Here is a 17,444-nt window from a genome sequence, read left to right as displayed (position 1 = left end):
TAAAATCGATCCCGGATTTTAGGCTGTGGCCCACAATCCTCCCCGCCGCACCTGCATTCATGAGCTTCCAAACCCTCCCCATCGACTCCCGCCCGCGCGAAAAGCTGCTGGCGCACGGCGCCGGCTCCCTGGCCGACGCCGAGCTGCTGGCGCTGCTGCTGCGCACCGGCAGCGCCGGCCAGACGGTGCTGCAGCTGGCGCAGGCACTGCTGGACCAGTTCGGCGGCCTGACCGGTCTGCTGCGCGCCGACGCGCACCGGCTGGGCATGGTGAAAGGCCTGGGCCCGGCCAAGCGGGCCGAGATCGCCGCGGTGCTGGAAATCGCCCAGCGCGCCTTGCGCGAACCCTTGCGCAGGACGCCGGTGTTCGACTCGCCGCAGCTGGTGCGTGACTACCTCCGGCTGCATCTGGATGCGCTGGACCATGAGGTCTTCGCGGTGATGTTCCTCGACGCCCAGCACCGGCTGATCACGATGGAAACGCTGTTCCACGGCACGTTGACACAGACCAGCGTCTACCCGCGCGAAGTGGTCAAGCGCGCGCTGGAGCTGAACGCCGCCGCGGCCATCCTGGCGCACAACCACCCGTCCGGCGAGGCCGAGCCTTCGCGCTCCGACGAGTTGCTCACCCAGGCACTGAAGAGCGCGCTGGGCCTGATCGACGTGCGGGTGCTGGACCATTTCATCATCGGCGCCGGCAGTGCCCTGTCCATGGCCGAGCGGGGCCTGATGTGAGCACCGGCACGCCCCCTCTGCGCCTGCACAGCCTGCAGGACTTGCGCGAGCTGCAGCGCGAACTGGCGCAGCGCCGGCGCGCCGACGAAGAACGCCGCCAACGCGAGGCGGAAGCGGCCCGGGCGCGCGAACGCGAGGCACGGCTGTTCGAGCTCAGCGTCGGGCCCGTCGCCCGCCTGCCCGACCGCAACCGGGTGCTGCTCAGACCCGCGGGACTGCCGGCGCCCGAGCCGCGACAGCGCGAGGCGGACGAGCGCGAGGCCTGGCTGCAGGCGCTGTCCGACGAGTTCGATGTCGACTCGCTGCTGGAAACCGACGAGACCCTGTCCTTCCGCCGCCCGGAGATCGGCCAGGACACGGTGCGCAAACTGCGCCGCGGCCACTGGACGCTGCAAGGCCAGATCGATCTGCACGGCCTGCGCCGCGACCAGGCCCGCGAGGCGCTGGGGCGTTTCATTCATGACAGCGCGCGGCGCGGCATGCGCTGCGTGCGCGTGGTGCATGGCAAGGGCAACGGCTCGCCCGGCCGGGAGCCGGTGCTCAAGGCCCGCGTGCGACGCTGGCTGGTGCAGAAGCAGGAGGTGCTGGCCTTTGTGCAGGCGCGCGCCAGTGATGGCGGCAGCGGCGCGCTGATGGTCCTGCTGCAGGCGCCGCCGCTGGCCTGAGCGTGTTCAAAGCAGGATCAGAGCGCGATCAAGGCGTGTTGCGCATCCAGTCGGCGGTGTTCATCAGCGAGGCATCCAGGCGCCGCTGCAATTCCGGGTCCAGCGCGCATTCGGCCATGGCCTGGCGCATGCAGGCCATCCACTGGTCACGCTCGGCAATACCAATCTTGAACGGCAGGTGGCGCGCCCTGAGCCGAGGATGGCCGAAGCGCTGCACGAAGTAGTCCGGCCCGCCCAGCCAGCCGCAGAGGAACCAGAACAGCTTGTCGCGCGAGCCGTCCAGCTGCGTCGGATGGATGGCGCGCAGTTCGGCGTACTGCGGCTCAAGGTCCATCAGGTCGTAGAAGCGGTCGACCAGCGCGCGCACGGCGCCCTCGCCGCCGACCCAGTCGAATGGCGTCGCCGGTCGCGGCGCGTCCGCCGCGCGGCGGTCGTCCTCGGCGTCGGGCATGGGGGAAGAAGGAATATCGCTCATCAGGCCCACAGTCTAGGGCCTGAAGACGCCCCGCTCAGGACGCCAGCAGCCGCGCAGCCAGCGTCTTGATCGACTGCGCCGCATCGCAACCGGGGAACTGCTCCAGCAGCAGCTGGCGCTTGAGCACGGCCTGGCGCACCATGGGGTCGTTGCGGACCTCGCCGAGCAGTTCCAGCCGGAAAGTCTGGGCACCGACGAAGCGCTGCAGCACCTGCTGCAGCTGGCCACAAATCAGCTTGCCCTCGCCGGGGCGGTTGGCCTGATTGATCACCAGCCGCACCTGGCGCCGCTCCTGCTGTGTGGCCAGCACCTTGATCGTGGCGTAGGCGTCGGTCAGCGAGGTGGGCTCCGGCGTCGCGACCACCAGCACGTCGGTGGCCATCGACACCGCGAAGAGCACCACGTCCGAGATGCCGGCTCCGGTGTCCAGCAACACCCAGTCGAAACGCGGCTTGACCGATTCGATGATGTGCAGCAGCTTGTCACGCAGCTCGGGAGTCAGGCGCGAATACTCCACCATGCCCGAGCCGGCCAGCAGCACATGGAAGCCGCCCGGTGCCGGCAGGATGGCCTGTTCCAGCGTGGTCTTTTCGGTGAAGACATCGTGCAGCGTGACCTTGGGATGCAGGTTCAGCACCACGTCCAGATTGGCCAGCCCCAGGTCGGCGTCCAGCACCAGCACGCGCTGGCCCTGCGCGGCCAGGGCTGCGGCGAGATTCGCGGTCACGAAAGTCTTGCCCACCCCGCCCTTGCCGCTGGTCACCGCCAGCGTGCGGGCGCCCGAGCGGCTACCTGTCTTCGATGCAGCAGGAATTGTCGTCGTATTCATTCACTATCCTGTTGCGTGGCTGCGAACAGCAGGCCCTTTTCTTCGGCGCTGACCAGCGAATCCACGTGACCTTCCAGACAAGCCCGGTTGCGCCCTTCGGCCTTGGCCCGGTAGAGCTGGCGGTCTGCGCGTTCCAGCCACAGCAGCGGCGAAGAGCGCACCCATTGCGGCGCGAAGGCGCCGCCGATGCTGATCGTGGTGCTGACCGACTGGCCGGAACCCACCGGCACCACCATGCCCGCGACGCGCTCGCGCAGCCGTTCCGCCACGGCCTCGCCGAAGCTGACCGGGCAGTTGGGCAGGATGATCGCGAACTCCTCGCCCCCGATGCGCGCCACCAGGTCCATGGGCCGGACCGTTTGGCTCAGCGCCCCGGCCACCGCCTTGATGACCTGGTCGCCTGCGCCATGGCCGTAGCTGTCGTTGACAGCCTTGAAATGATCGATGTCCAACACCAGCAGCAGCGCGGGCTCGCCGGTGCGCGTCACGCGGTCCACCTCGCGGGCCAGCGCCATTTCGAAGCTGCGCCGATTGACCAGTCCGGTCAGCGCATCGCGGCTGGACAGGTCGCACAGGGCGTCGATCAACCCCTGCAGCCACTCCGGACTGCCGGGCTGCGCCTCCGGCAGCATCGCTCCGGCCTGCTTCAACAACTGCAGCGCCATCTCCAGGCGCAGTTGCTGCGGGTCATTCATGCTGGCCAATACTTCCCAATCGGTTTGTCTGTGGCCCGGAGTCTATCCGCGCCGCTCTGTGCGGCCCTCGGAAAAAATGGCCGGTATGACGGCTTGTTCACAGGATGCCGCACTATCTGTAGCGTTGAGACTGCCCAGCCATCACAATCCGTTCATCCATCCGACGATGAACCATGGAAGGCAGGCAGCGGCCAAGCCGCCTGTCCGAACAGAAGCAGGACAACAAAAATACCCATGCGTGCAGGACCGCCGCCCGCCTCGGCCGCCGAGACCATAGACCACGAGTTCAGCTTCAGCCGCGCGGACTTCGACCGCGTGCGCCAGCTGATCTATCAGCATGCCGGCATCAGCCTGCACGACGGCAAGCACGCCATGGTCTACAGCCGGCTGTCGCGCCGCCTGCGGGACACCGGCCACCGCTCCTTCGCCAGCTACCTGCAGTGGCTGGAAGGCATCAGCGGCCCGCAGGGCGAGGCGGAATGGCAGGAGTTCGTCAACTGCCTGACGACCAACCTGACCGCCTTCTTCCGCGAGGACCACCACTTCCATTCGCTGGCCGAGGACTTGCGCCACATCCAGGACCGCCCGGTACGCATCTGGTGCTGCGCCGCCTCCACCGGCGAGGAGCCCTATTCCATCGCGATGACCTGCCATGAATCGCTGGGCGGTTCCGGCGTGCAAATTGTCGCCAGCGACATCGACACCAATGTGCTGAACACGGCGCGGCGCGGCGTCTACGCGGCAGACTCGCGCGGGCTGTCGCCTCAGCGGCTGCGCAGCTTCTTCCTGAAGGGGACCGGCGCCAACGAGGGCCGCATCCGCGTCAAGCCCGAACTGGCGCGCAACATCGAGTTCCGCACGCTGAACCTGATGAACGCGCAATGGTCGCTGGGCGAGCCCTTTCACATCGTGTTCTGCCGCAACGTGATGATTTACTTTGACGCCCCGACCCAGCGCAAGGTGCTGGAGCGCATCCACAAGGTCATGCGTCCGCACGGACTGTTGTTCGTGGGCCATTCGGAGAACTTCACCGAGTCCCGGGACCTGTTCCGCCTGCGCGGCAAGACCATCTACGAACGAGTCTGACTCAAGACAAGCCACCAGCCATCCGATAAGGCACCCTATGAGCATGCCTCCAGCCACGTCCACCGCCCCGGCAAGCTCCCTGCTGGCGGCCGGCGCCGGCGCCGCGCGCGTCGCGCAACTGAAGGCACAGTCCCGCAAGCCGGGCGAAGCCTCGTTCTTCTTTTACGATGCCCACTTCAAGAACGCCGCGGTCAAGGTGCTGCCCGGCGAGTACTTCGTCGACAACGAAGACCTGCTGGTGATGACCACGCTGGGCTCCTGCATCGCCGCCTGCCTGTGGGATCGCCACGCACAAATCGGCGGGATGAACCATTTCATGTTGCCCGAGGGTCAGGGGGACTCCGGGCGTTACGGCTCCTATGCCATGGAATTGCTGATCAACGAGATGATGAAACGCGGCGCATCCAAGAGCCGCATGGAAGCCAAGATCTTCGGCGGCGGCGCCGTGATCTCAGGCATGAACACGATCAACGTGGGAGAGCGCAACACCAACTTCGTGCTCGACTTCCTGAAGCTGGAACGCATCCCCGTCGTGTCCAAGGACGTGCTGGACATCTATCCGCGCAAGGTCTGCTTCCTGCCGCACAGCGGCAAGGCCATGGTCAAGCGACTGGCGCCGGCCAACAGCGAGGCGCTGGTGCAGCAAGACCGCATCGCCGCCCAGAAGGCCCTGCCCGTCGCCAGCAGCGGCGGCTCGGTCGAGTTGTTCTGATCCGTACCACCCAAGGAGTCAAGATGACCAAGACCCGCGTCGTGGTGGTGGACGATTCGGCGCTCGTGCGCAGCATCCTCACCGAGATCATCAACCGACAGCCCGACATGGAATGCATAGGCGCCGCCAGCGACCCGCTCGCGGCGCGCGAGATGATACGCAGCCTGAATCCGGACGTGATCACGCTGGACGTCGAGATGCCCAAGATGGACGGGCTGGACTTCCTGTCGCGCCTGATGCGCCTGCGCCCCATGCCCGTGGTGATGGTGTCCACGCTGACCGAGCGCGGCGCCGAAGTCACGCTGAAGGCGCTGGAGCTGGGCGCGGTGGACTTTGTCGCCAAGCCCAAGATCGGCGTCGCCGATGGCATACGCGCGCTGGCCCAGGACATCACCGACAAGATCCGCATCGCCAGCAAGGCGCACATCCGCCGCCTGCCGCCGGCACCGGCCCATGCGCCGCCCCCGGGCGCCGCGCCGGCCGCCAAGCCGCCCGCGCCGACGATCGCCAGCCTGGGCCGCCTGTCCACCGAGAAGATCATCTTCATCGGTGCCTCCACCGGTGGCACCGAAGCGACCAAGGACGTGCTGATCAACCTGCCGGCCGACTGCCCCGCGGTCTGCATCACGCAGCACATGCCGCCCGGCTTCACACGCAGCTATGCGGCGCGCCTGGATGGCCTGTGCAAGATCCGCGTCAAGGAAGCACAGGACGGCGAGCGCATCCTGCCCGGCCACGGCTACATCGCGCCCGGCGGCATGCACTTCAGCATCGAGCGCTCGGGCGCCAACTACATCGCTCGCGTGCAGGACGGCGAGCCGGTGAACCGGCACAAGCCCTCGGTGGAGGTGCTGTTCAATTCCGCCGCCCGCGTCGTGGGGCCCAACGCGCTGGGCATCATGCTCACCGGCATGGGCGCCGACGGGGCCCGCGCCATGCGCGCGATGAAGGACGCCGGCGCCTACAACATCTGCCAGGACGAGGCCAGCTGCGTGGTCTTCGGCATGCCGCGCGAGGCCATCGCCGCCGGCGCGGCCGACGAAGTGCTGCCGCTGAACCAGATCGCCAGCCGCCTGATCGAACGCCTGCGTAGCACGGCCGGGATCTCGCTGAACCGGGTCTGACGCGCCGGGCTCCCCGAGCAGGCCTTCAGGGCCCGCCAGGGCCCCTGCCGCTACAGGAACAGGCCCTGCAGGTCGCTGAGGAAGTCGAAGCCCCGCGGCGTCGCCTGGATGCGGGCCGGGTCGTCCGTGAGCAGGCCTTTGGCACGGCCGGCCGCCAGGCCTTTGGCGATGCTGGACGGCGGCAGCCCGGTGCGTTCGAGGAAGGCTGTCAGCGGCAGCCCCTCGCGCAACCGCAGCGCATTGAGCATGAACTCGAAAGGCAGATCGCCGCGCGCCACCTCATGTTCGTTGGACACCGCCCGTCCCTGGGCCGCCTGCGCCATGTAGGCCGCCGGCTCGCGCCAGCGCACCTGGCGCAGGATGCGGTGGGCAAAGCTGAGTTTGCTGTGCGCCCCCGCTCCCAGGCCCAGATAGTCGCCGAACTGCCAGTAGTTCAGGTTGTGAGTGCAGCGATGGCCGTCACGGGCATACGCCGACACCTCATAGCGCGCCATGCCCTGCGCGGCGGTGCGCTCGGTGATCAGGTCCAGCATCTCGCTGGCCAGGTCGGCGTCGGGCAGATCCCGCGGTGGCCGGCTGGCGAAGACCGTGTTGGGCTCCAGGGTCAGGTGGTACACCGACAGATGGGGTGGCGCGAAGCCCAGCGCCACCGCCAAGTCCTCGCGCAGGTCCGCCAGCGTCTGGCCCGGCAGCGCATACATCAGGTCCAGGTTGAAGGTGGCGAAGGCCCGCGCCGCCTCGTCCACCGCCGCCCGTGCCTGCGCGCCACTGTGCACCCGACCCAGGGCCTGGAGCTTGTCGTCGGCGAAGCTCTGCACCCCGATCGACAGCCGCGTCACGCCAGCCTGCGCGAAGCCCGCGAAGCGATCGCGCTCGAAGGTGCCGGGGTTGGCTTCCAGCGTGATCTCGCAGCCGGGCTCCAGCGGCAGCCGGGCCCGCAGGTCGGACAGCAGCTCGGCGATCTGCTCGGGCGCGAACAGACTGGGCGTGCCGCCGCCGATGAAGACCGAGACCACAGGGCGGCCCCAGATCAGCGGCAGCGCAGCCTCCAGGTCGGCGCGCAAGGCCTCCAGATAGGCGCGCGCGCTGTCCCGGTCCAGCTCCCGTCCGCCGCGGAACTCGTGCGAGTTGAAATCGCAGTACGGGCATTTGCGCAGGCACCAGGGCAGGTGCACATAGACCGACAGCGGCGGCAGCGCGGCCAGGTTCAAGGTGCCCGGGCGCATCAGCTGCACCAGGCGCTCGGGGCCCTGCTGGGGGTTCATGGTGACGCCCGCAGCGGCGTCAGGCCCCAGACCTGGCGCAATTGCTCGATCAGCTGCGCGGAGGCCAGCGCGCGATGGCTGACGCGGTTTTTCAGTTCAGCCGGCAGTTCAGCCACGCTGGCGCCCTCGGCCGGGATGTACATCAGCGGGTCATAGCCAAAACCGCCCTCGCCGCGCGGCGCCGCCAGGATCTCGCCTTCCCAGCGGCCCATCGCGATCAGAGGCTCCGGGTCTTCGGCCGCGCGCACCGCCACCAGCGCGCAGACGAAGCGCGCGCGCCAGGGGGCGGCATGCGGCGCCAGCTGCTCCAGCAGCACGCGGTTGTTTTCGGCGTCGCTCTTCTCGCGGCCGAACAGCGTGGCGTAGCGGGCCGACAGCACGCCCGGCGCCCCGCCCAGCGCCTCGACGGCCAGCCCGGAGTCGTCGGCCAGCGCCGGCAGCCCGCTGAGCCGCGCCGCGTGGCGCGCCTTGGTCAGCGCGTTCTCGACAAAGCTGGGGTATGGTTCCTCGGCCTCGGCGATGCCCAGGCTGCCCTGGGTCACCAGTTCCAGCCCCAGCGGCACGAAGAGCGCCTGCAGCTCCTTGAGCTTCTTGGCGTTGTTGGAGGCCAGGACCAGGGTCTTCATCGGTGCCACCCCCGTCACAGACCCAGGGCCTGACGCTGCGCCTGCAGCAGCTCGCGGATCCCCTGGTCGGCCAGATCGAGCAGGCGGTCCACCTCGGCGCGCGTGAAGGCCACGCCCTCGGCCGTGCCCTGCAACTCGACGAAATGACCGGCGCCGGTCATCACGACATTCATGTCGGTATCGCAGGCAGAGTCCTCGACATACTCCAGGTCCAGCAACGGCTGGCCGTCCTTGATGCCGACCGAGATCGCGGCCACCGCGTCGCGCAGCGGCGACTCGCTGATCTTGCCCTGGGCCAGCAGCCAGCTCACCGCATCATGGGCCGCCACATAGGCACCGGTGATCGCGGCCGTGCGGGTGCCGCCATCGGCCTGGATCACGTCGCAGTCCAGCTGGATGCTGCGCTCGCCCAGCTTGCCGAGGTCGAACACCGCGCGCAGCGCGCGCCCGATCAGGCGCTGGATCTCCTGCGTGCGGCCGCTCTGCTTGCCGCGCGCGGCCTCGCGGTCGCTGCGCGTGTGGGTGGCGCGCGGCAGCATGCCGTACTCGGCCGTGACCCAGCCTTCGCCCGAGCCCTTCTTGTGCGGCGGCACCCTCTCTTCCACCGACGCGGTGCACAGCACCTTGGTGTTGCCGAATTCGATCAGCACCGAGCCTTCGGCGTGGCAGGTGTAATGGCGGGTGATGCGCACCGGACGCAGCGCGTCGGCGGCACGCCCCTCGGGGCGGACAGCGGTCATGGGATTCCTTCAGTGGTGCTTCTTGCCGGCGCGGCGGATCGCATCCTGGATCTCGCGCACCGCCAGGTCGATCTCGGCCTCGGTCAGCTGGCCCTCCTGGGCCGCGACCGCGGTCTGTATCGTGGAGGCAAAGCCCTGGTCGTCCAGGCTCTGCGTGGAGATGCTGTCGGGCGGCTCGTCCTCGCCCTCCCATTCGACCGCCAGCGCGGTAACGTTGTCGCTGCGCGCGCCGCCCTTGCGCAGGGCTTGCTCGACCAGCTCGGGCACCGCATCGGCGACCACGCGGTCGCCCAGGTGGCGCACGATGTCCGGGTCGCCGACAGAGCTCCACAGCCCGTCCGAGCACATCATCATGCGGTCCCCGCGCTGCAGCAGCACCGGCCCGGCGACATCGATCATGGGCTTGCCCGGGCTGCCCAGGCAGGTAAAGAGCACATGGCGGTTGAAGTTCTCCGCCCCGGCCGCGTGGCGGCCCAGCGCTTCCTGCAGCTCGCTGTAGGAATGGTCGCGGGTGCGAGCGAACAGCTCGCCATCGCGCACCAGGTAGAGCCGCGAATCGCCGCAATGGGCCCACCAGGCCTGGCCATGCTGCATCAGTCCGACCACGATGGTGGTGCGCGGCGTGTCGTGCAGGCGCTTTTCGGCGGCGTAGTTCAGCAGGCGCCGATGCGCCATCAGAATGCCTTCCTCGAGGAAGCGCGCCGGCTCCTTCAGCGCCGGCTGGGCCTCGCGCTGGAACAGGCTGGCCACGGTTTCCAGCGCCAGATGCGCCGCGACCTCGCCCTCCGGATGCCCGCCCATCCCGTCGGCCAGCGCGAAGAGGCCCGCCTCCCGGGTGTAGCAATAGCCCATCCGGTCTTCGTTCTTCTCCCGTCCGCCACGGCGACTCACCTGGTACACCGCAAACCTCACGCCTTGGCTCCCGACTTGAGGTTCTCCAGTTGCAGCTTCAGGCGTTCGCTGAAGCTGAGCTTGGTGTAGCGGCGCTCGGTCTCGCGCGCCAGTTCCTTCTGCAGTGCGAACACGCTTTGCGGCCGGCTCAGCGGGTCCAGCGACATGCACCACTCGGTCACCTCCAGCAGGTTGTCCGAGTACACATTGCGCAGCCGCGACAGACTCAGGCCCAGGCGGTCTTTCTCGAGGCGCTGCGGCGCGTCATTGGGCGGATACCCTTGCATGCAGGCATAGATGCAGGCGCCGATGGCGTAGATGTCGGTCCAGGGCCCCAGCGAGCCGTCGCGGCGGTACATCTCGGGCGCGGCGAAGCCGGGCGTGTACATGGGGCGGATGAAGTTGCCTTCCTTGCTCAGCACTTCGCGCGCGGCGCCGAAGTCCAGCAGCACGGCCTTGTTGTCGTTGGTGATGAAGATGTTGGCCGGCTTGATGTCCAGGTGCAGCATCTTGTGCTGATGCACGATGCGCAAGCCCTTGAGGATCTCGTCGAACAGCGAGCGGATGGTGGATTCACGGAAGACCTTGTCGCGCTTCAGGTCGCGCGCGGTCACGATGAAGTCCTGCAGCGTGTCGCCCTGCAGGTAGTTCATGACCATGTACACGGTCTCGTTCTCGCGCAGGAAGTTCAGCACCGACACCACGCTGGGGTGCGAGATCTGCGCGAGCGAGCGCCCTTCCTCAAAGAAGCTTCGGAGGCCCAGGCGATAGAGCGGCTGCTTTTCGGGTTTGACGCGCGGCGTCAGTTCACCCGGGGAGCGTTCCGCGAGCGAAGCCGGCAGATACTCCTTCAGCGCAACCAAATGGCGTTCGGGGTCCTCGGCGACGTACACCACACCGAAGCCCCCCGCCGCCAGTTTTTTGATGATCTGGTAGCCCCCTACCACGGTGCCCGCAGGCAGGGGTGCCGGTTTCGGCTTTGACATAATCGCGGTTCGATTTCTCCACCGATTGCTCATGCCAGTTTACAGCATGACGGGTTATGCCAGCGCCTCGGCACAACCCTCTACCGACGCCGACTCCCCCCACGAAGCCGGCAGCAAGTTCAGCATCGACGTCCGCTCGGTCAACAGCCGTTTCCTGGACCTTGTCTTCAAGATGCCGGACGAGCTGCGCGGGCTGGAACCTGCGCTGCGCGAACTCTGCTCCGGCCAGTTGCGCCGCGGCAAGGTCGAGTTGCGCATTGCCACCCAGCGCGAGGGGGACAACACCTGGCCCCAGCCGCAGCCGGAGCAGCTCAACCGGCTGGCGCGGCTGGAGTCCCAGGTTCAGGCCTGGCTGCCCAAGGCCCAGGGCCTGAGCGTCCAGGAAGCGCTGCAATGGTGCCGCGGCGGCGGCGGCGCCAGCGTCAAGGACGAGCAGGTACTGGAGGCCGCGCGCCGCTGCATCGACGGATTGCTGGAAGCGCGCGAGCGCGAAGGCGCCAAGCTGGTCGCGATGATGCGCGAGCGAATCGCCACGCTGCGTGCGCTGGCGACGCAGGCCGAGCCGCTGATCCCGGCCGCGGTCCAACGCCAGCGCGAACGTTTCCTGGAACGCTGGCAGGAAGCGCTGAGCGCCAGCGGCGCCGGCCAGAGCCTCAGCGAGCAGGCGTTGCAGGAGCGCGCGCTCAACGAGGCGGCCGCCTATGCGCTGCGCATCGACGTCGCCGAGGAACTGAGCCGCCTGCGCGCCCACCTCGACGAGACCGAGCGCCTGCTGAAGAAGGGCGGCGAGATCGGCAAGCGCCTGGACTTCCTGATGCAGGAACTGCACCGCGAGGCCAACACCCTGGGCTCCAAGGCCGTGGCGCTGGAGCTGACCAACATCTCGCTGGACATGAAGGTGGCGATCGAGCAGCTGCGGGAGCAGGTGCAGAACCTGGAGTGAGGGTGCGCGGTGGCCGCGGACCTCAGCGGCCCTTGGCAGACCTCAAACAAACAACGACCTGAGGCCCTGCCCGGGGCCCGGACGGGACCGGTCCGCCCCCACCGCTTCGAGGTAGCGCCGACAAACCGTGTCGGGGCCCTCGCCCTGTCGCCAGGCCGTGGCCATCGCCTGCAGCCCGGCACGCGCCTGCCGCGACAGTCCGCCCTCCAGCGGATCGTCGGCCAGTGCCACCAGCCGCTCGATGTAGAGCCGCCGCGCCCGATCATCGCTGTCGAGCAGCCGCAGCATGGCCTGTCCCTCGCGCAGAAAGCGCGCTTCCGCCGATGGATCGGCGGTGATGGGCGGGTTTGCGTCGAGCAGGGCCCGAGCTGCGGGATCCTGCGCCGCACAGAGATACTCCAACGGTCCCAGCGAGCGCCAGGCCGCCGAGCCCGTCCGGGCGCCGCCCCAGGCCTGGCGACGGCCGCTCGGGATGCGCCCTGTTTGCAGCCCTTCCAGCAGGGCGGCGGCGACGACCGCCCGGACCTGGGCATCGCCGTTCTCGCCGATATAGGCCAGCAGGGTCAGGAAGTCGGGATACAACGCATCGCCCAGCCCCCGGCAGACCTGCTCCATCAGCGCCAGCCGCAGGTCGGCGCCGACCAGATCGACGCATCCCGACAGCAAGGCGCGTGCGGCCCCGCGCCAGTCCGGCTCCCGGCTGGCGTTCACGGACGACCGCAGATCCGACACCACCGTCATGGGATCAAGTGGCGCCCGCGCCCAGCGCCACCAGCACCCGTTGAGCATGCGCCTGCACGCTCAGCCCTCGCGCCTGGGGCTCGACATCCGCCACCAGCAAGGCTTCACCCGTGGGCAGCTCGCGCCGGGTGGCGCCCTGTCCGGCGTCCATGGCACCGCCCGGCGTACGCAGGGGCCCCACATCGGCCGGTACGACCGGGATGGCAGGGAGAGACAGGGGCGGCAATGGCGTCATGGCGGACCTCGTTCAGCTGACGTAGAGCGTAGCGGCCCGACGCGACGCCGGGAACTGCGGCCGTTCCCAATCCTTGCCGGCCCGCCGCTGCGGCGTCCTGCCGCCATCCCTATTGCGGACGTTCCTAGTTGCGGCGACCCGCAATGCGAATGCTCCCAGCTTTGCGGCCGCGCCGCGCCCCGCTTCAATCACGCTGCAGTTCAAACGGGGGCGGCATCCGCGGGTGCAGAGCTCCCATCCAGTCACCCATCCCGGAGAGAGCCAGATGTACAACAGCACCACCGTGTCGGCGTCGCTCAGCGCGTCGGTCAACCTCAGCCAGACATCGCTGCCCGGCGGCGTCGTTTCGACCAACCCGACCAACGCCCACACCAGCATGCAGGGCGGCAAGGCCGTCTTCGAGAACGACAACTACCGTATCGTGGCCGGCGACAACAACGAGATCAACATCCACAACAAGAAGACCGGCGAGGACTACAAGATCTGGGGTGACCCCCACGTCAACATCGACGGCCAGCACAGCTTTGATTTCTGGGGGACCACCACCTTCCAGCTCAACGACGGCACCAAGCTGACCGTACAGACGGTGGATGCGGGCAATGGCATGACCCTGGCCAGCAAGCTGACCATCACCAACGGCGACTACGCCGCCCAAATCTCCGGCATCGACACCAACAAGGTCGGCGACCTGAAGGTGGACGAAGGCCTGGGCTGGGGCCGCGTGCTGGACGGGGCCGTCGCCGACGGCAACACCCTGCTGGAGAACGCCACCGGCAAGGGCTTCGTGGCGGTGGACGGCAACGGCCAGCTGCGCCAGGTCGACCAGGCCTACATCAACGCCACCGACCTGAAAAAAGGCGGCGCCGCGCTGGAGTCGCAGCAAGAGATGGCCCAGCTGATGCGCGCCGCCTTTGGCATGAGCGGGCTGATCAGCATTGTCATGACCGGCCTGCTGCTGCGCCACATGGGTGCCGACGACGGTGGCTCGCGGGGCGGCGATCGGGTCTTCGCGGGCGGCAACAACTGGTTCAACGAGGGCGGCGCCCAGCTGAGCAACTCGCAGTCCAGCCGTTCGCAGTGGCTGACGGCCCACGTGGACGCCAGCTTCAGCCTCACCCTGACCCGCTGGAACGGTTGAAGCCGCCGGGCGGGCCGCGCAGCCGGCTTGCCCGCCACGGCAGGCGCCGCGGCCACGAAGGCCCTCCTGGCCCGCGGCGCCACCGCCCTGCCCATCGGCAATGGGCCCAGCTCACGTCGCGCCTGCACTGACCGGCCTTCGGGCCCACCCCTTTTCGTCTCAGGAGAAATTTCATGACCGGCGTCCAGAACTATCGCGTCCAAAGCGGCGACACCATCACCGGCATCGCGCAACGCCATGGCATTTCCGCCGAAGCCCTCATGCGGGCCAACGGCATGGACGCCGCCCAGGCCGACGGCCACATCGGCGCGGGCCGCGCGGACCCGGACCGGCTGCAGATCGGCCAACAGCTGAAGATCCCGGTCGCCACGCCAGGCCTGGAGCGCAGCCACCGTGTTGCTGCCGGCGAAACGCTGTCCGGCATTGCCCAGCACTGGGGTGTGAGCATGGCCGAGCTGCTGGCGGTCAATCCGCAGTTCAACGCAGGCAAGCTCGGCCGCGGACGCGACACCGGTGCCGGACAGGACCCGGACCAGTTGAAGATCGGCGATCTGATCCACCGCCCGGGCGTCCAGGCGCAGCGGCCCGGAGCCGCCACGCCGGCCCCGTCGACCGCGCAGGCCGCGGCGGCCACGCCTGCCGCCGCGGGCGGCGGGCACGGCATCGATCTACGCCGCTTCACCGACCCCGCCCTCGGCTCTGATGCCGCAGCGGCCATCGTGATCGGGAGTGCGGAAGGGACCCGGCGCCCGAACGGCAGCTATACCGCCGCCTATGGCGGCCACACCGACCCAGGCAATGCGGCCCACAACCGCGGCTCGTTCTCTTACCAGCACGCGGCCAGCAGCGCGCAGGACGCAGATCGCCGCCAGCTGCAGACACTGCAGGGCCGCCTGCCAGCCTACGAAAGCGCCGCCCGCCAGGCGGGCCTCAATCCCAACGATCCCCGGCTGGCTGCCGCCTACCTGGACCTCTACAACCAGTCACCCAGCGCCGCCCAGCGCTTCCTCAACCAGCTCGACACGCTCGGTGGGCAGCCCATCACCGCCCAGCGCATGACCGACCTGCGCGTGGCCAGCTTCGTCGACAACGCCACCGGCCAGCGCTTCGAACTGCCCGGCGGCGGCCATGCGGGCAGCGGCTTCGCCAACATCGCCCGCAACCAGCTCGGCCGCGCACCTACCGAAGCCGAGGTCCAGGCGGTCATCCGCGCCGACCAGCAGCGCCGCACCATGGCGGTGGAATCGGCGCTGGACCGCCAGGGGCTGCTGCAGGCGGCACCGGCGGCCGTGCCGGCACCTGCGAATGCCGGCCAGACGCAAGGCGGCACGCCGCGCTGGCTGGAAGTGGCGCGGGGCGAACTCGGCACCACCGAGATCCGCGGCGGCCGAGACAACCCGCGGGTGGTCGAGTACCACCAGGCCACCAGCCTCAAGGCCAAGGACGACGAGACTTCCTGGTGCTCTTCGTTCGTCAACTGGTCGATGCAGCAGGCCGGCGTTGCCGGCACCAACAGCGCGGCCGCCCGCAGCTGGCTCCACTGGGGTCAGGCCGTGCCCCGCGACAGCGCGCACGTCCGGCCGGGTGATGTGATCGTCTTCCCGCGCGGCAACAATCCGGCACAGGGCCACGTGGCCATCGTGCAGGATGTGATGCCCAACGGTCAGGTCCGGGTGGTGGGCGGCAACCAGCGCGGTGAGCGACTGGCGGACGGCAGCCGGCCGGATGCGGTGACCGAATCGGTGCGCTCGCTGAGCGAGGCGATCGGCGTACGGCGCGCGCCCTGATGGGGGGCGATCGCCGCGCGCGGCAAGGCGTGGATACTCGGCCTATCACAACTCGGAGCGGAACCCTTCTGGTTCCGGTCGTGTCGATGATGGCTCTGTTTCCGATGAACACGCCGCGGACGCTCTTTGTTTCGCAGGCCGCCCGCGCGACCGTGGCACTGATCGCCGCCCTGGGCGGCCTCTGGGCGGGGCCCGCCGTCGCGGCCACGCCGGCGCCGGGCGCCGATCTGCCTCGGCGGCTGGCCTGCACGCCCGATGCCAGCCACCGGCACAGCCTCACCCTCGACCCTTCGGGCACGCCGCTCGGCGCGACGATCGCGCTCACGGAGGGCGCACGCGAATGCGATCTCCAGACGGCCGGAGCGCCGATGCCACAGTCCGACGGCAGTTGGCGCTTCGCCTGGAAGGACGAGGGGCTGGGTGTCGACTATCGGGCGCTGGTGCGGCGCAGTGGCGGCGGCTTCCAGCTGAGCGTCCAACCCGCCGCCTGCGGGCCCCTGCCCCTGCCCTCCGCCCTGACGCTCTCTTTCGCAGACCCGAGCTGCAAGGTCGAGGTGGATCGCCATGCCGCCTTCGTGCAGTTCTGGCGCAGCGTCAAGAGGGCCCTGGCCGACGATGACGGCCCGGCCCTGGTCGCCCTGGCGCTGCCCCGCATTGACTTCGTTGAAGGCGACATGGACGTGAAGGCCCCGGCCAGCGTGCTGCGCGGCGCCGCCGGCTGCATCCCCGATGTGCCGGCGCCAGTCAAGCGCACCGACCTGCGCACCCTGCTCGCCGCCACCGACCAGCCGCGGCTGGACATGCCGCCCTTGGTGAACCGCGGCGACCGGGAGGTCAGCGTCGCTGGCGCGATGACGGTGCGCTGGACCGATCGCGGCTGGCGGATCCAGGGCTTCAATGCCTCGCCGGCGGTGATGCGGGACTGCCGGCCTCACCGCTGAGCGCCATCCGGCACGGCCCCGGGGGCGAAGGGGGGCCGCTCAGCGGCCAGGCGCCATCACCAGGCCATTCGGCCCCAGCATCAGGTCGGCGGGGTTGCGCCGCAAGGCCATCTGCAGGTTGGCTCGGGCCGACTGCCGCAGATGTTCAAGCCGGTCCGCCGGCAGCGGCTGCCTGTCGTGGGACATCTGGGCCAGCGCCATGAAGGTGCCCACCATCGCCTGCTGCTCATAGAAATCGCGCAGCGACTGCGCTGGCTGCGCGGCCAGCACTGACCGCAGCCGCGGGCTGGCGCGCAGCTGGGCCGCCACCGCGACGAAGTGCTCGTCGGGCACTTGCTGCCCGGTCATCACCATGTAATTGCCGACGAGGAAGGCGGCGACCGCGCCGGCCACGTCGTTGCCAGGCCAGTTGAACCGCGCCTCCAACTTCTTGTAGACATCCAGACTCTGTTGCAGCGTCTGCTGCATGGCGGCGCGCTGGGCCTGCGGAAAGCGCTGGGCGATCGCCGCCGCGTTGTGCGCGGCCCGGGACGGGCCATCGGCTCGCGGGGCGATGCCGGTCACGGGAAGCGCGGCCGCGCCGGGCTGGCCCGGCACCTCGTCCAGCAACTCCGGGAACGGCTCCAGCACCTGCGCCCGTGTCGCCGCGCCCGTCAGCAAGGCGCTGGCCACCGCCAGTGCCGTCGCCGCGCGACGCGGCCAGCGGGGTGTCGTCAAGAACCTCATCATGGGAACACTCCTTGTCATGAGAACAGCCGTTCAACGTGGCGGACATATGCCGACGCAAGGCGTTTGCGCCTGGCCTGCATGGCGCGAATGTGCGGCATGGCA

Annotated in this window: 20 protein-coding genes; 9 read left to right on the top strand and 11 right to left on the bottom strand. The window is 69.0% G+C overall.

The genetic code is table 11. The features are described from left to right. Nucleotides 1-59 precede the first annotated feature (59 nt). A complete protein-coding gene (radC, locus tag LZ017_RS17140; RefSeq protein WP_241398112.1) occupies nucleotides 60-734 on the top strand; it encodes a DNA repair protein RadC in 675 nt (224 codons plus the stop codon). After that, complete coding sequence (locus LZ017_RS17135; RefSeq protein WP_374109939.1) at nucleotides 731-1,399, top strand: Smr/MutS family protein; 669 nt, start codon at nucleotides 731-733, stop codon at nucleotides 1,397-1,399. The genes radC and LZ017_RS17135 overlap by 4 nt, the downstream gene beginning before the upstream one ends. A 28-nt stretch (nucleotides 1,400-1,427) precedes the next feature. On the opposite strand, the gene LZ017_RS17130 is transcribed toward LZ017_RS17135, so the two are convergent. The 3 genes from LZ017_RS17130 to LZ017_RS17120 are packed head-to-tail and all read right to left on the bottom strand — an operon-like array spanning nucleotide 1,428 to nucleotide 3,398. Then, nucleotides 1,428-1,874, bottom strand: coding sequence for a group II truncated hemoglobin (locus LZ017_RS17130; protein WP_374109938.1), 447 nt, complete (start codon nucleotides 1,872-1,874; stop codon nucleotides 1,428-1,430). A 34-nt stretch (nucleotides 1,875-1,908) separates the two neighbouring features. Further along, entirely contained in the window at nucleotides 1,909-2,703 is a 795-nt protein-coding gene (locus LZ017_RS17125; RefSeq protein WP_241398111.1) for a MinD/ParA family protein, read from the bottom strand. After that, a complete protein-coding gene (locus LZ017_RS17120; protein WP_241398110.1) occupies nucleotides 2,700-3,398 on the bottom strand; it encodes a GGDEF domain-containing protein in 699 nt (232 codons plus the stop codon). The genes LZ017_RS17125 and LZ017_RS17120 overlap by 4 nt, the downstream gene beginning before the upstream one ends. 234 nt (nucleotides 3,399-3,632) lie before the next feature. Here LZ017_RS17120 and LZ017_RS17115 point away from each other — a divergent pair, with 234 nt between their 5' ends. From LZ017_RS17115 to LZ017_RS17105, 3 genes are read left to right on the top strand one after another with little or no spacing between them, the layout of a single operon-like run. Beyond that, entirely contained in the window at nucleotides 3,633-4,484 is an 852-nt protein-coding gene (locus tag LZ017_RS17115) for a CheR family methyltransferase (RefSeq protein ID WP_241398109.1), read from the top strand. Nucleotides 4,485-4,521: 37 nt separating this feature from the next. Then, on the top strand, nucleotides 4,522-5,196 hold the full coding sequence (gene cheD / locus LZ017_RS17110; protein ID WP_241398108.1) for a chemoreceptor glutamine deamidase CheD: 675 nt from the start codon (nucleotides 4,522-4,524) through the stop codon (nucleotides 5,194-5,196). 23 nt (nucleotides 5,197-5,219) lie between these two features. After that, complete coding sequence (locus LZ017_RS17105; protein ID WP_241398107.1) at nucleotides 5,220-6,320, top strand: chemotaxis response regulator protein-glutamate methylesterase; 1,101 nt, start codon at nucleotides 5,220-5,222, stop codon at nucleotides 6,318-6,320. 50 nt (nucleotides 6,321-6,370) lie between these two features. Here LZ017_RS17105 and hemW read toward each other — a convergent pair whose 3' ends face one another. Genes hemW through LZ017_RS17080 form a run of 5 tightly spaced genes read right to left on the bottom strand, consistent with a single transcriptional unit; the run spans nucleotide 6,371 to nucleotide 10,828 of the window. Continuing rightward, nucleotides 6,371-7,585 (bottom strand): radical SAM family heme chaperone HemW, encoded by a 1,215-nt coding sequence (hemW, locus tag LZ017_RS17100; protein WP_241398106.1) that lies wholly within the window; start codon nucleotides 7,583-7,585, stop codon nucleotides 6,371-6,373. Further along, a complete protein-coding gene (gene rdgB, locus LZ017_RS17095) occupies nucleotides 7,582-8,211 on the bottom strand; it encodes an RdgB/HAM1 family non-canonical purine NTP pyrophosphatase (RefSeq protein WP_241398105.1) in 630 nt (209 codons plus the stop codon). The genes hemW and rdgB overlap by 4 nt, the downstream gene beginning before the upstream one ends. A gap of 14 nt (nucleotides 8,212-8,225) precedes the next feature. Next, a complete protein-coding gene (rph, locus tag LZ017_RS17090; RefSeq protein ID WP_241398104.1) occupies nucleotides 8,226-8,951 on the bottom strand; it encodes a ribonuclease PH in 726 nt (241 codons plus the stop codon). 9 nt (nucleotides 8,952-8,960) lie between these two features. Continuing rightward, nucleotides 8,961-9,863 carry a PP2C family serine/threonine-protein phosphatase gene (locus tag LZ017_RS17085; RefSeq protein ID WP_241398103.1) on the bottom strand — a complete coding sequence of 301 codons (903 nt, stop codon included), beginning with the start codon at nucleotides 9,861-9,863 and terminating at the stop codon, nucleotides 8,961-8,963. Further along, on the bottom strand, nucleotides 9,860-10,828 hold the full coding sequence (locus LZ017_RS17080; RefSeq protein ID WP_241398102.1) for a serine/threonine-protein kinase: 969 nt from the start codon (nucleotides 10,826-10,828) through the stop codon (nucleotides 9,860-9,862). The genes LZ017_RS17085 and LZ017_RS17080 overlap by 4 nt, the downstream gene beginning before the upstream one ends. Nucleotides 10,829-10,859: 31 nt before the next feature. Between LZ017_RS17080 and LZ017_RS17075 the strand changes: the two genes are divergently transcribed. Continuing rightward, on the top strand, nucleotides 10,860-11,771 hold the full coding sequence (locus LZ017_RS17075; RefSeq protein WP_241398101.1) for a YicC/YloC family endoribonuclease: 912 nt from the start codon (nucleotides 10,860-10,862) through the stop codon (nucleotides 11,769-11,771). 42 nt (nucleotides 11,772-11,813) lie between these two features. On the opposite strand, the gene LZ017_RS17070 is transcribed toward LZ017_RS17075, so the two are convergent. After that, nucleotides 11,814-12,512 (bottom strand): hypothetical protein, encoded by a 699-nt coding sequence (locus LZ017_RS17070; RefSeq protein WP_241398100.1) that lies wholly within the window; start codon nucleotides 12,510-12,512, stop codon nucleotides 11,814-11,816. Between the two features lie 4 nt (nucleotides 12,513-12,516). Further along, nucleotides 12,517-12,663 carry a hypothetical protein gene (locus tag LZ017_RS17065; protein WP_241398099.1) on the bottom strand — a complete coding sequence of 49 codons (147 nt, stop codon included), beginning with the start codon at nucleotides 12,661-12,663 and terminating at the stop codon, nucleotides 12,517-12,519. Nucleotides 12,664-13,012: 349 nt separating this feature from the next. Between LZ017_RS17065 and LZ017_RS17060 the strand changes: the two genes are divergently transcribed. The 3 genes from LZ017_RS17060 (at nucleotide 13,013) to LZ017_RS17045 (ending at nucleotide 16,613) form a co-directional block, all read left to right on the top strand. Then, nucleotides 13,013-13,885 (top strand): DUF1521 domain-containing protein, encoded by an 873-nt coding sequence (locus tag LZ017_RS17060; protein ID WP_241398098.1) that lies wholly within the window; start codon nucleotides 13,013-13,015, stop codon nucleotides 13,883-13,885. A 173-nt stretch (nucleotides 13,886-14,058) separates the two neighbouring features. Next, complete coding sequence (locus LZ017_RS22300) at nucleotides 14,059-15,672, top strand: TIGR02594 family protein (RefSeq protein ID WP_374109937.1); 1,614 nt, start codon at nucleotides 14,059-14,061, stop codon at nucleotides 15,670-15,672. A gap of 86 nt (nucleotides 15,673-15,758) precedes the next feature. Further along, complete coding sequence (locus tag LZ017_RS17045; RefSeq protein WP_241398097.1) at nucleotides 15,759-16,613, top strand: hypothetical protein; 855 nt, start codon at nucleotides 15,759-15,761, stop codon at nucleotides 16,611-16,613. A gap of 39 nt (nucleotides 16,614-16,652) precedes the next feature. On the opposite strand, the gene LZ017_RS17040 is transcribed toward LZ017_RS17045, so the two are convergent. Further along, complete coding sequence (locus LZ017_RS17040) at nucleotides 16,653-17,342, bottom strand: DUF6683 family protein (RefSeq protein WP_241398096.1); 690 nt, start codon at nucleotides 17,340-17,342, stop codon at nucleotides 16,653-16,655. Nucleotides 17,343-17,444: the final 102 nt, after the last annotated feature.

The sequence above is a fragment of the Pelomonas sp. CA6 genome (assembly GCF_022549225.1).
Lineage (GTDB): Bacteria > Pseudomonadota > Gammaproteobacteria > Burkholderiales > Burkholderiaceae_C > Roseateles.
Note: the sequence above shows the minus strand (reverse complement) of the source record. Positions and strands in the feature narration are given on the sequence as shown.